Annotated in this window: 14 protein-coding genes; 9 read left to right on the forward strand and 5 right to left on the reverse strand. The window is 43.4% G+C overall.

Features of this window, described 5'->3' with window-relative positions:
- Positions 1-91: 91 nt before the first annotated feature.
- Positions 92-1,348 carry an Lcl C-terminal domain-containing protein gene (locus DFP81_RS00580; RefSeq protein ID WP_115895820.1) on the reverse strand — a complete coding sequence of 419 codons (1,257 nt, stop codon included), beginning with the start codon at positions 1,346-1,348 and terminating at the stop codon, positions 92-94.
- 235 nt (positions 1,349-1,583) lie between these two features.
- Here DFP81_RS00580 and msrA point away from each other — a divergent pair, with 235 nt between their 5' ends.
- From msrA to trpA, 9 genes are all read left to right on the forward strand, one after another.
- On the forward strand, positions 1,584-2,210 hold the full coding sequence (msrA, locus tag DFP81_RS00585) for a peptide-methionine (S)-S-oxide reductase MsrA (RefSeq protein WP_115895821.1): 627 nt from the start codon (positions 1,584-1,586) through the stop codon (positions 2,208-2,210).
- Between the two features lie 615 nt (positions 2,211-2,825).
- Complete coding sequence (locus DFP81_RS00590; protein WP_115895822.1) at positions 2,826-3,176, forward strand: hypothetical protein; 351 nt, start codon at positions 2,826-2,828, stop codon at positions 3,174-3,176.
- Between the two features lie 40 nt (positions 3,177-3,216).
- Positions 3,217-3,393, forward strand: coding sequence for a hypothetical protein (locus DFP81_RS18155; RefSeq protein ID WP_181903016.1), 177 nt, complete (start codon positions 3,217-3,219; stop codon positions 3,391-3,393).
- Positions 3,390-4,460 (forward strand): LPO_1073/Vpar_1526 family protein, encoded by a 1,071-nt coding sequence (locus tag DFP81_RS00595; RefSeq protein ID WP_115895823.1) that lies wholly within the window; start codon positions 3,390-3,392, stop codon positions 4,458-4,460. Before DFP81_RS18155 ends, DFP81_RS00595 begins: the two co-directional genes overlap by 4 nt.
- Positions 4,461-4,531: 71 nt before the next feature.
- Positions 4,532-5,287: an abortive infection family protein gene (locus DFP81_RS18415; RefSeq protein WP_245959041.1), complete on the forward strand. Its 756-nt coding sequence runs from the start codon at positions 4,532-4,534 to the stop codon at positions 5,285-5,287.
- Positions 5,288-5,426: 139 nt separating this feature from the next.
- The gene (locus tag DFP81_RS00605) at positions 5,427-5,660 is read left to right on the forward strand and encodes a hypothetical protein (protein ID WP_115895825.1); all 234 of its coding nucleotides are present in this window, start codon (positions 5,427-5,429) and stop codon (positions 5,658-5,660) included.
- A 138-nt stretch (positions 5,661-5,798) separates the two neighbouring features.
- A complete protein-coding gene (locus DFP81_RS00610; RefSeq protein ID WP_115895826.1) occupies positions 5,799-6,566 on the forward strand; it encodes a DUF1883 domain-containing protein in 768 nt (255 codons plus the stop codon).
- A gap of 661 nt (positions 6,567-7,227) precedes the next feature.
- Positions 7,228-8,478 carry a tryptophan synthase subunit beta gene (gene trpB, locus DFP81_RS00615; protein WP_115895827.1) on the forward strand — a complete coding sequence of 417 codons (1,251 nt, stop codon included), beginning with the start codon at positions 7,228-7,230 and terminating at the stop codon, positions 8,476-8,478.
- Entirely contained in the window at positions 8,475-9,266 is a 792-nt protein-coding gene (gene trpA, locus DFP81_RS00620; RefSeq protein WP_115895828.1) for a tryptophan synthase subunit alpha, read from the forward strand. Before trpB ends, trpA begins: the two co-directional genes overlap by 4 nt.
- A gap of 98 nt (positions 9,267-9,364) precedes the next feature.
- On the opposite strand, the gene phnE (DFP81_RS00625) is transcribed toward trpA, so the two are convergent.
- Genes phnE (DFP81_RS00625) through phnD form a run of 4 tightly spaced genes read right to left on the reverse strand, consistent with a single transcriptional unit; the run spans position 9,365 to position 12,692 of the window.
- On the reverse strand, positions 9,365-10,174 hold the full coding sequence (gene phnE, locus DFP81_RS00625) for a phosphonate ABC transporter, permease protein PhnE (RefSeq protein WP_115895829.1): 810 nt from the start codon (positions 10,172-10,174) through the stop codon (positions 9,365-9,367).
- A complete protein-coding gene (gene phnE, locus DFP81_RS00630; protein WP_115895830.1) occupies positions 10,162-10,950 on the reverse strand; it encodes a phosphonate ABC transporter, permease protein PhnE in 789 nt (262 codons plus the stop codon). The genes phnE (DFP81_RS00625) and phnE (DFP81_RS00630) overlap by 13 nt, the downstream gene beginning before the upstream one ends.
- Positions 10,950-11,741, reverse strand: coding sequence for a phosphonate ABC transporter ATP-binding protein (gene phnC, locus DFP81_RS00635; protein WP_115895831.1), 792 nt, complete (start codon positions 11,739-11,741; stop codon positions 10,950-10,952). The genes phnE (DFP81_RS00630) and phnC overlap by 1 nt, the downstream gene beginning before the upstream one ends.
- Before the next feature lie 9 nt (positions 11,742-11,750).
- Positions 11,751-12,692, reverse strand: a complete 942-nt coding sequence (gene phnD, locus DFP81_RS00640) for a phosphate/phosphite/phosphonate ABC transporter substrate-binding protein (protein WP_115895832.1) — start codon at positions 12,690-12,692, stop codon at positions 11,751-11,753.
- Between the last annotated feature and the right edge of the window lie 189 nt (positions 12,693-12,881).

A 12,881-nucleotide genomic window follows, 5' to 3' on the forward strand; every position in this document is an offset into this window, starting at 1 on the left:
ATACAAGCTCGCGTTTGAATCATTCCCTAATAAAATTAGAGAATCCCCCGCAACGCGACCTGATAGGAGGTATCGTGCCGAGAATAGCCCTCTACTGGCTCGTGTTGCGGACCATTAAAGTATAGTTCTTTGTCATCACCAAATCGGCAGCATTCTCAGACGCCATTTCATATTCAGCAGGTGTGCCCGATTTAGGATCACTTCGCTGAGCACCAGCGCCATGCCAGTCATAGTAGGTTGTAGCAGAGGAGTTTTTCTTACTAAAAGCCTTGCCAAACGAGATGTAATCCGCTGAATATTTAAAATCTCCCTGCGTAGTGCTTGACCACACCCACATAGGGTCGGCGACGGTATTTTTACTACTCAAGGTGAAGAACCTGGTATCTATCGCAGGCCAATCACCCACCTGCCCACCATATTCGACAATGCTTTGCAGCTCTTTAATATTTGGCAAACGCCAATCCGAATACCCAGCAAAGGTTGAATTCTCAGCATAAGACAAAGCATCTTGCCAGTTTCTACGGTTGCCATCATCGGCTTGTTGCCACATTAACCCGGTTGCTTCATCGGTCACTGTACCGTCTTGATTATCGACAAAATGGTTAACCCCGTAGACATTCTCTTCACCGCGCACACAGCGAACAAAATTGCCCGGAGCAAAAACGCCCTGCTTCTTGCTAGCAAATTCATAACCTGTTTCATAACCTTTGATATGACCATCGGCAAAATTAAAGCCAAACGCGGCATCCACATTCTGGGTATCATGCAAAGGCCCTAAGGTATACTTGGTAATGGACCAGTACTGCCCGATGTAAGCCATTCTTTTATCGTATTGAAAATCAAAATACTGAGTATCAATATAAGGCGTATTTTTCGTTTCATCCCGAGGGTCAACAATTTCACCATTAAAATCAGCAATAGAATAAAGCTCTTTGATTCTTGGTAAACGCCAATCTGAGTAACCCGCCACATTCAAACTGCCACAGTACGCAATCGCGCCTTCATAAGAATGATGTTTAAAATCTGGGGTTTGCTGCCAGATTAAGCCCGTGTTGTTGTCGGTTACCGTTTTATCGCCATTATCTGTAAAAGAGTTTTGGATACCTTGGTATTGAGCATCTTGACCATAAAGCTTGCTACCCACCACAGGACACGTTATTGCATCGCCATCATTGTCATAACAAGCATCTTGTCCGGTATCGGTTAACACATATTTTACCGCTGGCGTCGAGTTCACAGATGCAGCCTCAGACGCTGCCGCCCCATTGCCAACAAAGTAGCTGCAGCCAGACAACAAACCTAAAGCAACAGAAAAAGGAATAATGGCTAAGCGCCTATTAGTAAGCATGGAAATACCCTAAATAAATTTGTCTAGAAAACGGCAAAGATACCGCCAATAATAGTATTGAATATGGAGAAAAAGAAAAAGCCTAATACATGGCTAATAAAACGGCTTACATCTGCGTATGCGAAACATTAAAAAGCACTATTTTCATACAAGCCTGATTTCACTGTAATAAGCCTCCTCCCTGCTACGTCTAAAGACAATACCACTAGAAACTTGAACAAATGAGGTCTTTATTATGACAATAACAAAGCGGCTAAGAACAATAATCGGGCTTGGGGCACTCACTGGTACTGTTTTTTACATGAGCGCCGCCACTGCTGACACACAAACCATGATAGTCGCTGGCGGTTGTTTTTGGTGTGTGGAATCGGACTTCGAAAAAGTGCCTGGTGTACTAGAGGTAGAGTCTGGCTATATTGGTGGTCACACAAAAAACCCAACCTATGGCCAAGTGTCAGGCAAACAAACAGGCCACTTTGAAGCCGTTATAATCAAATACGACGATACTCAAGTCTCCCTTGCAAGCCTATCCGACTACTTCTGGAAAACCATCGACCCAACAGATCCAAACGGCCAATTTTGTGACAAAGGTGCTCCCTATAAAACCGCCATGTTTTATCAAAACGAAGAGCAAAAAGCCGTGTTCGATACTGCCTTAAAAAATGTCGAAGCCAACAAACCTTTTAACGCCAAAATAGTCACCGAAATACTGCCCGCTACGACCTTTTACCCCGCGGAAGAATACCACCAGGATTACTACAAAAAGAATCCGTTTCGTTACCGCTTTTACCGCAGCAGCTGTGGCCGAGATAACAAAATAGAAAGCCTCTGGGGCGACGTCGCCAGCAAGGCTTATCATTAAAAAAATCATTAACAGCCGCCGTGTTTAAAGGGACTTGACCTCGGCGAGCAACCACTTAACTTGCTAGCATCCAGCTCAATCGGTATTTTTCTTCGAAACTAATTGTGCCTGTCCTGTTGACGGATTTAGGGGTCATTTCCCATTAAAATCCCACCGAATTGGTAACATCTAAAATCACTGCCTTTAAAGGGACTTGACCCCGGCTCGCGTTGATTACTATCTCAACACAAAAACGGGACTCTAATGGCCAACATTAAGGCGGCTAGGTAGACAATTCATGATAGAAAAAAACAATAAGCAGAAAGGTTATTTTTAAACGAATCTATTGCTTGCTCATATAGCCATTTTGAATGGCTATCTTTTGCGTGCTTACACTGGAATAAAATAAAAAATGGCTTTAAGATCAATGACTAATGATTCACAGTACTGAGATAAGAGGCTGGGGATAAAAGTGTAAGCGCGTATGCTCGTTTAGCCGGTTGTTAATTTTGTGGTTAGCTTTATAAAACCATTAAAAATCAGTTAATTATAGAGATATTCAGAGTTTTTAAAAGTGCAAACGAGCATACCTACTAATAAAATGTTATACGCCTAATCATATATTGGAGTATCTAAGTGAATAGTGAAAATTTTAATAAATGTAGAGAATTTTTAGAAAAATCTCTCGAAAGTTCACCAGAAAATAATGAGCTGCTAAATGCATATGTTAAGTTGCTTGAACTCAAAAGCAAATATGATACTGAAACGGACAAAGCTCTAATAGAAAAAGAAATAAGGGAGTCTGAAGTTCAGGCAAATTATCAAACAGCCGTACATACTAATAATACAAATTATAATACAGCATCAAATAAAAATTTTGCCGAAAGCTATCGTCACGACCAAACACAGATGCATGGTACTGTTCAAACGGCTATGAATACGGGGTATTATCTACAACAGCCATTACCAAATAACCGTACTTATTAGTACAGTGTATAACAAGTTGCTTAAACGGTTAAGAGGTATTATGAATTGGTTAATAGAAAATAAAGAATGGATTTTTAGTGGTGTCGGTGTGTCTGTAATTATCTTTATTCTATCAGTCTTAAGAAAAAACTCTGACTCCAAACAAGTACAGAAGTCGGGGGCTAATTCTACTAACTATCAAGCCGGTGGTGATATAAAAATCGGTGAAAAAAAATGATAAATGATAAAGTTCAAAAGCAGCAAGGTGGAGATTCATCTACAAATCTTCAAGGTCAGTCTATTGTAATAAATCAAGGTATCAGTTATTCGGATGCGCGAGATATTGCTTTGGATGTGTACATGTCGAATTTTGTACAGCTTTCGCAAGATGCTGCAGAAGTAGCAAGAAATAGAGCTGAAGAGCTAACAGATAACTTTCTGGAAGAATTAAAAGAAAAAAATGAAGCTGCTATTAGCGAAATGAAGCAACCCGCGATGCAGGCTGCATTATATGAGGCTCAAAAGCAGTATGCGAAATCAGGCGATGAAAAACTAGAGTTTATGCTGGTTGATATTTTAGTACAAAGAGCATCGACACCTGAACGTAATACTAAACAAATTGTGCTTGATGAGGCCCTTGAAGTTGTTAGTAAATTAACTAATGAACAGCTAAATATTCTATCTTTAAATTTTGCTTTAACTCGGCTTTCCCGTCCAAGTGTTACTAATTTAGAGAAACTAATAAACTATATAAATGAAGAGTTGTTGGTGTTTGTAGATTCCAGTGTGGAATACCATCACTCATGGTTTGAGCATCTAGCTTATAGTGGTTGCGTTACACTTATGGATAGCTCTTATTACAAGAGTATACCTGAGCTTATATTGGGGAATTATCCAGCAATGTTTCAGAAAGGGTTTGATGACAAAGAGTTTGAAAAAATCGTTAGTAAATCTATGTCTGAATTTGAACCCTTACTGATGCGAAGCTTTCATGCAGTAAACTTTTTTCAATTTAATTCAATGGATGAAAGCATACTTGAAAATAAAGCGGAAGGGTTGGGGATAGACAACGAAGACATTAAAAGGTTAAAGAGCTGTTTCAATACATACCTCATGAAGCATGGTGAAGTTAGAAAATGGTTATTAGAAAAAGTTCCTGAGTTTGATATTTTATTTAAAAGATGGGGTGGTAGGGAACAGCTGTCAAAAATTAAGCTAACAACTGTTGGCGTTGCATTAGCTCAGGCAAATTACAAACAAAAAGTTAAAACTATAAACTTTGACCTTGGAGTATGGGTGAAATAATCGTATAACAAGGAAAACAAGCAGACGCGCATAGGTTGGCATCGTTATATTTTTCATAGGAAGTTTTTATTTTGCAAGGATTAGAGCATTTAGAAAACCAGCTAGATAAAGTCGAGTACCTTCAGAACCTACTAGTTGCCAGAGCTACTGGTGGTGATGCAAATGATGGGCACTATCAAATCATCAGGCAGGAAATATTAGACTCTCCTGTTGTTTCGGAGATGATGCCTCGTTGGATAAAGACAAACAGAAACTTGTCTCAGTTCTGGGAGTTTATAAAGGCAAAGTTTCCTAGTTACGCAGAACGTAGGCGATTCATATGGGATTCTTTTAATCCTATATTAGAATTTGTCGAAAGTGGCTTAGACCATCCGGCAAAGAAAACTATTGATGAAGTTCTAAGTAATTTCGATTCAGAGAGTATTCATTTTGCGTGGGCAAAGGCTCTTGAACGAAAAGCATCAGACCCAGAGGGGGCAATCACTATCTCAAGGTCAATGTTAGAAAGTGTTTGTAAGCACATTCTGGATGATAAAGGAATAAGCTATAACTCTTCTTCAATTGAACTGTCTGAACTCTATAAAATGACGGCTAAAGAATTAAACCTAGCCCCCGAACAGCATACTGAACAAATATTCAAACAGATTCTTGGGGGATGCTCTGGTATCGTTAATGGTCTCGGAACACTTAGAAATAAATTAGGCGACGCCCACGGACAAGGTAGATTAGCAGTAAAACCCCAAGCTCGTCATGCAGAGCTGGCTGTAAATTTAGCTGGTTCAATGGCTCTATTCCTAATCTCAACGTATGCCAGTAAAAAAATATAACAAACCACTTAAGGCACTCGCGGTGACGCTAACACATGGGCTGCGTCACTTTGCTCCTAATTTTAGCCCATGTATTATCACCCCTTAGTGGGAAGTTAGGAAGTTCATCAGCTTCGATTCGTGATAGTAGTTAAGAAATATGAAAGGTTTACTCAATAAAGTTACTGAGAAGTTGTTCAGCATATCCTTGGCCGTTATGTTAATTAGCATGATGGTAACGGTTATTACTGTAGTGCCTGCACTGCTGCTTACGGCATTTTTTCCTAGTTTTGGTGAGGCCTTATTTAAAATAACGTCGTGGTCTAGCTGGTGTTGGTTATGGTCAATGTTGCCTACTGGTATATTTGGCGTGTTTCAAGATTTCTTTGAATAAATAATAGAGCATAAGTATGGAGTCGGTAGAAATACCCTTCCTAACAAGCAAAGGCAAACTGGACGGCTTCGCACCCCTGCTTTGAGCGTTATGCCTCTTTCGTCATCCGCAAGGCTCAATATATAAATAAGGATATTAATGGATTTTTTACAGTTCGACTTAGGAAACCTCAAACGGGGTGAGATTGTTGAAGTAACACTAACAAGTGGTGCCAATGTAAGGTTAATGACTAGTTCAGAGTTTAATAATTACAAAAACGGAAGAAAGCATAGATTCATTGGTGGGCTAGCTAAAAGATCACCTGTAAACCTTCAAGTAACAAGTTCAGGTCGATGGTACGTTGCTGTGGATATGCAAGGGCTTCGAGGCTCAACAAAAGCATCAGTGAGAACACTTCCAGGAATGTTACCTGAAATACAAGAACGACCATTATCAGAAGTGCCCAGCCTAGTTAGGGATAATGTTCCTCCCCCTCTTGAGTCTGGTGGTGAAACTCACGATGTATTCATATCTCATGCATCCGAAGATAAAGATGATTTAGTTCGCCCTTTGGCAAATGCGCTAATTGCCAAAGGTTTAAATGTTTGGTTTGATGAAATGACACTTAGAATTGGTGATAGTCTAAGGCAGAAAATTGATAAAGGGCTAGCTAATAGCCGTGTAGGTTTAGTGGTTTTATCTCCATCCTTTATTAAAAAAGGTTGGACTAACTACGAACTTGATGGAATTGTCACAAGAACAGTATCAGGTGAACAGGTTCTTTTGCCTATTTGGCACAATATTACCAAACAACAAGTTGTTGATTTTAGTCCGTCTTTAGCTGACAAAGTGGCTCGTAGTACAGCAACTCATACAATAGATGAAATCGCTGATGAGATATATGAGCTTCTCGAGTCTAAGGCATAACAAGCCAATTCAGCAGGACAAAAAACAGCTGGCTGTGCTCGTTCCTTGCTATTATAGCCTGCCATTTTTAGCCGCTTAGCAAAGCGTTAAACATGTCTGTCCTAGTTAATGACCCCGATAAAAAAACATAAGCTCTCACGAATAACACCAGAGCGATTCTTCGCGCCTGCGCGGGAGCGAAGGCGTTATGAAAGAGATCACCTCTGACCAAGTTCAAGCCCAAGAGCATAACCCCCTCCAACTCCCCCTTGAAGAAAAGGGGGAGAGCTAAGAGCAAGCCCTGCCCTGCTGCTGATAACTATGCCTGTCCTACTAAGTACTGGTCCTGATAACTACTGCTAACTACTAACCTCCGCCACGACTGGGATTTAAACATGCCTGTCCTAATAACTGTGCCTGTCCTGATAACTGTGCCTGTCCTAGTAAAAGACTAAGGGGGGCATGGGTTATGCCTGAGCGATCCTCTGCGCTTGCGCGGGAGCGAAGGTGTAACACATGGGCGCCTTTTTGAACGCGCGCGCGTGCCTGTCCTGCTAAGTACTGCTTGCTTAATGCCGGGTGAGCTCGCTGAAGATAAAAGCCGTTGACCTCTTGACGAATCAAGTAATCGGCATTAAATTAACTATACCGTTTAGTTAATAAATGACAGGAGTACACCACAATGCAGAGCGAGAACGGTTTCTACGGGGAATACGGCGGTAGCTACATTCCAGAGATTCTTCATGCTAGTCAGCAGCAAATACTAAAAGCCTATGAAGATGCTAAAAATGACCCAGAGTTTCTCGCTGAGCTGCACAAACAATGGCAACAATACTCTGGCCGACCAACGCCACTGACCTACTGTGCTAACCTCACAGAGCACTTTGGTGGTGCGCAAATTTATCTTAAGCGTGAAGACCTTAACCACAGTGGTGCCCATAAAATGAACAATGTGATTGGCCAAGGTTTATTGGTCAAACGTATGGGTAAAAAACGGGTTATTGCCGAAACGGGTGCAGGACAACATGGGATTGCAACTGCGCTTGTGGCGGCGCGTTTAGGCCTTGAATGCACCATATACATGGGCGCGAAAGACGTAGAGCGCCAGTACCCAAATGTGTTCTGGATGCGTCAACTTGGCGCCACCGTTGTGCCTGTTGAAACTGGCTCACAAACCCTTCGGGATGCTCTGGATGAAGCCCTTCGCGACTGGTCATCAAGCCATGAAGAAAGCCATTACCTAATCGGTACTGCCTGTGGTTGTGCGCCCTTCCCTGAAATGGTGGCCTTCTTTCAGTCCGTGATTGGTGACGAAGTGCGCGAACAAAGCATCAACCAATTTGGTCAATTTCCAGATCGCTTGTACGCCTGTGTGGGTGGTGGCTCTAACGCCTGTGGTTTATTTCTGCCTTTCCTCGAAGACGAGAAGGTTGCTATGGTGGGTGTAGAAGCAGGTGGCCGCGGTATTAAACTGGGCGACCATTCCGTTCGCTTGTCCCATGACCTTGGCTCCAAGGGCATAGCCCAAGGCTTTGCCACCAAATTTATCCAAGACGATGCAGGGCAATTACAAGACACCCACTCCATTGCGGCTGGATTAGATTACGTGGGGGTATCCCCTATTATTGCGCATCTTGCGGACACTGGACGGATTGAAATGACCTACGCCATGGATGATGACGTGGTGGAAGCTTGTACTTTATTGCTCAAAAAAGAAGGTATTATTCCTGCCCTTGAGTCGTCTCATGCATTAGCGGGCGCCTTTAAAGATGCGCCAAACCTGCCGAAAGACAGCCATATAGTAATCAATCTATCAGGACGAGGTGACAAGGACATATTCAATGTAGCAAAAGCCGTTGAAGATGAAACCTTCCCACAATTCTTAAGTAGCTATCTTGCCACTTACCACGCGGATATGGAGAAAAAAGCATGAGCCAACTTGCCGAATTTATCCAAGATAAACGCCAAGCAAAACCTATTTTGTCCATGACTCACGTGGTCTATGGCTACCCAACACGCCAACAAAGTTTGGCTTGGATCAGCCGCTTATTATCTGAAGGGGTGGACTTTGTAGAAGTCCAATTCCCATTTTCTGATCCGGTGGCCGATGGCCCCAGCATTGTCGCTGCTTGTCACAAAGCATTAGAACAAGATCTTAACGTAGAAGACTTTTTAACCGACATGGGAGTACTCACCCGGGACTTCCCAAATAGCCGTATCGTCTTAATGAGCTACTTAAACCCCATGTATCGCTATGGTTTGGATAAGCTTGCCAAACGTGCTGCTGAAATCAATATGCCGGGATTGATCATTCCAGATTTACCGATTGAACTGTCAGCAGATTACATCACCGCTTGTGAAGCCAATCACATTGATCCGATCTGGTTAGTCACACCGGTGACGCCCAAAACGCGGCTCGAAATGCTGGCAAGCAAAGCCTCCGGGTTCTTGTACTGTGTGGCACGTTCTGGGGTGACTGGCCATTCAAACCACGAAGGCAAAGGCTCAACCAACTCTGTGGATGACTACCTAGCCCAGATCAAAGCCCATGCAAATGCCCCAATCGGAGTGGGGTTTGGCTTGCGAGAACGTCGCCAAATCGAAGCTTTAATAGGCAAAGCAGACATTGCCATTTTAGGCTCAGCCCTTCTAGATGCCTACAACCAAGGGGGTGAAGAAGCAGGGCTTAAACTACTGCGTTCCCTGTTCCCTACCCAGTAGCGATATTGCCCAATATGCCGAGCCAAAACGACAAAGCCGCTGTACTAAACATACAACGGCTTTGCTGATTGTCAGGCTCTGTCTGCTGTCTAAAATAATCAGATAAGCAGCTCACGCACTTTCGCAGATAAGAACTCAGACACCACTACGGTGGCTAGAATGACCAGAATAATCAGAGTCACTTGTGGCCAAGCTAACACGTTGAGCGATGAGGATAAAAACAAACCTATGCCCCCAGCGCCCACCAAGCCTAAGATGGTCGATTCCCTGATGTTAATGTCCCAGCGGAAAATAGTGATACCTAAAAAAGCCGGCAATATCTGTGGAATAATGGCGTAATTGATCGTTTGAAAACGCGATGCACCGGTGGATTCAATCGCCTCCACACTGGTGCCATTCACTTCTTCGATGCTTTCATAAAGCAGTTTCGCCACAAAGCCAATCGATCTCAAACCAATCGCAATCACACCCGCAAGAATCCCAGGACCTAAGATAGTCACTAGTAGCAGCGCCCAGATCAGCGAGTTAATTGAGCGTGATGAAGCAATGATCAAGAGCGCAATAGGACGCACAAACACAACCGAAGGGGTGGTATTTCGAGCCGCTAAAAAGGCCACTGGAAACGCTAGAATCACACCAAGCAAGGTGCCCAAAGTGGCAATATTCAAGGTATCCCACAAGGCTTTATAAAGCAGATGAATGTATGACCATTCTGGTGGAAACATTCGGTCAATCAAATCCGCCGCTTGCACTGGCGCATCGAGGACAAAGAACCAAATAGTGTCTTCGGTCATTTCCATCCAGCAGTATATCGTTAACAGGGTAATGGCAAACCAGCCACCCCAGACCATCCATGCTTTGCGTTTAGTACGGCCATGCCATACTAATTTTTGTTCTAACTCACCCATTTTCTTATCCATCCAGAAAAGTATTCACACGCCAACACAATAAGAATAATCAAAATGAGAATGGCGCCAGCGGAGTCGTATTCATAACGGTCAATCGAGGTGTTTAAGGTGGCGCCAATACCACCAGCACCAACAATACCGATCACCGCTGATTCACGAAAGTTGATATCAAAACGGTAGAAAGACAGGCCTATCATCCGCGGCATGACCTGCGGCCAGATTGCTATGTGCACTCTTTGCAACCAGGAGGCACCGGTCGAGGAAATGGCTTCCAACTGCTTATTGTCGATTTCTTCAATTTCTTCCGCGAGCAACTTACCCAAAAAGCCAATCGTCGCGTAAGTCAGGGTTAAAAACCCAGCAAAAGCGCCAAAGCCGAACAAAGCCACTAAGAAAATCGCCACGATCACTTCTTGCATAGAACGAGAAACCGCAATAAATGAGCGACAAAACAGATAAATCGGTTTCGGTGAAATATTACGAGCAGCCCCCATACCAAAGGGTATCGACAATAATATGCCGACCACAGTGGAGGTAACCGTCATGGTCAGACTTTCCAGAATGCCAGAGTAGATATCCGCAGCACGACGGGAAAAGTTAGGGTTAACAAACCCTTCCATAAACCGCATACCACGCTCTAGGCCTTCATAAGCGCGCTGCCAATTGACTTCAACGCTACTGATCCCTATAACCAAATAAAGCGCAAAAACAATCCAAAGGGCGATTCGCCAACGCTTATCTGGCACCAGATAATGAGGTCGCTGCCAAGTGCGCATTACGCCGCCTCCCCATTTTCGAGGTCATCTTCGTCCGGCTTAACCGACGTCCAATCTTCATCACCATAAATGCGCGTTAACACGTCTTCCGTCAAGGCTTCCGGCTTACCATCAAACACAATCTCGCCACCTTGCAGACCAATAATACGGTCAACAAACTGCATAGCGAGGGGCACATCGTGAATATTGATAATGGCAGATAGGGATTTTTCACGACAAATAGACTGTATTAAACGCATGATCTGACGTGACGTCTTCGGGTCCAAACTGGCCGTCGGCTCATCCACTAACAATAAACGCGGGTCTTGCGCCAAGGCTCTGGCGATACCAACACGTTGACGTTGACCACCAGAGAGTTCATCAGCGCGCTTATTAGCATGATCAATCAAGCCCACACGCTCTAAATATTCAAACGCATTGTCGATATCTTGCTCTGGATAGCGCCGTAAAAATGAGCGCCAGAATGGCAAATAACCAAGCCGACCAGACAGCACATTTTCCATCACACTTAAGCGTTCCACCAAAGCGTATTCTTGGAAAATCATACCAATATGACGGCGTTGCTCGCGAATTTTCCCCGCAGACAAACTACTCAGATTCACATCGTCTAGCTGAATATTGCCATCAGTCGGGTCGATTAAGCGGTTTACACAACGGATTAAGGAAGATTTACCGGCCCCACTGGGGCCGATAAGTCCAACAATCTCTCCATCAGGGACCTCAAAACTGATGTCTTTCAACACCCAAGGTCCGGTTTTATAGCGTTTCTTTAAATGTTCAATTTTAAGCACAGAAAATCCCTATCGGCAGCTATAAGAAACGCCATTCGCTTCGTCTATTTTACGGATAACACTCCACTCTTTCTTGAAGGTAATCGGTACAAATTTGTCTTCTTTAGCAAACTCTTTCTTCAGCGGGCTACCTTCCCACTTATAAGTGAAAAAGGCCTCTTTGATTTTTGCTTGTAGCTCAGGGGTTAAGTTATACGCCACGCCATAACTGGTGGTAGGGAAAGTTTGTGACTTGTAAATGGATTTGATTTGGTCGGCCTTAACCACACCACGCTCTTCCATACGGTGTAACACTGAGTTTGCCACCGCGGCAGCTGGGTAATCTTTGTTCGCCACACCTAAAATAGAGTTATCGTGCTTACCTGAGAACATCGGTTCAAAGTCACGATCAGGAATCAGATCAAAATCTGCTTTAAGAATCGCTGAAGGGGCTTTAAAACCTGAGTTAGAGGTTTGTGAAGTAAAGGCTAATTTTTTACCTTTAATATCTTCTGGGGTGTTAATACCAGAACCTGGGTAAGTGATGATTTCCATCTCATAGCCGTAAGAGCCATCTTTTGCCGCCATCATAGTAAATGGACGATAACCCGCACAGGCGACTGCCAATGGGTTGGAACCGGTATTAAAACCAGCAATATGAAGGCGACCGGCACGCATTGCCTCGATTTGTGCCGCATTAGATTGCACTGGGAAGAACTTAACTTTTTTACCTGTGACTTTTTCCATATGAGCCAAAAAGTCAGACCATACACCCGCATAAACCGCCGGATCTTCCACTGGCGTATAGGCGAAAATCAGTGTGCTAGGGTCCAATAACTTAGATTTATCTGTTGGTACATCGGCAATCAAGTCATTGTCTTTATCAACATAACGGCTGTCTAAAGTGAAGGCAGCATGGGCAGAACTAGCAGACAAAATCGAAGCGACAAGCAAAGAGTACATAGGTTTCATTTGGGCATCCCCTGAATAAGTTGTATCCAGACTCTACCCCTCTTATATGACACTTATGTTAAATATATACGCCAAAACACATATAGTTATTTTGCTTACTCATGTCGGCGTCATACTTGAACCACACTAAAAAGGCCGTTGCACGTATTATGCAACGACCTTTTTAGTAACACTATTTGCTTAGCCAAC

Origin of the sequence: Marinomonas pollencensis (genome assembly GCF_003387375.1) — a bacterium.
GTDB classification, from domain to species: Bacteria; Pseudomonadota; Gammaproteobacteria; order Pseudomonadales; family Marinomonadaceae; genus Marinomonas; species Marinomonas pollencensis.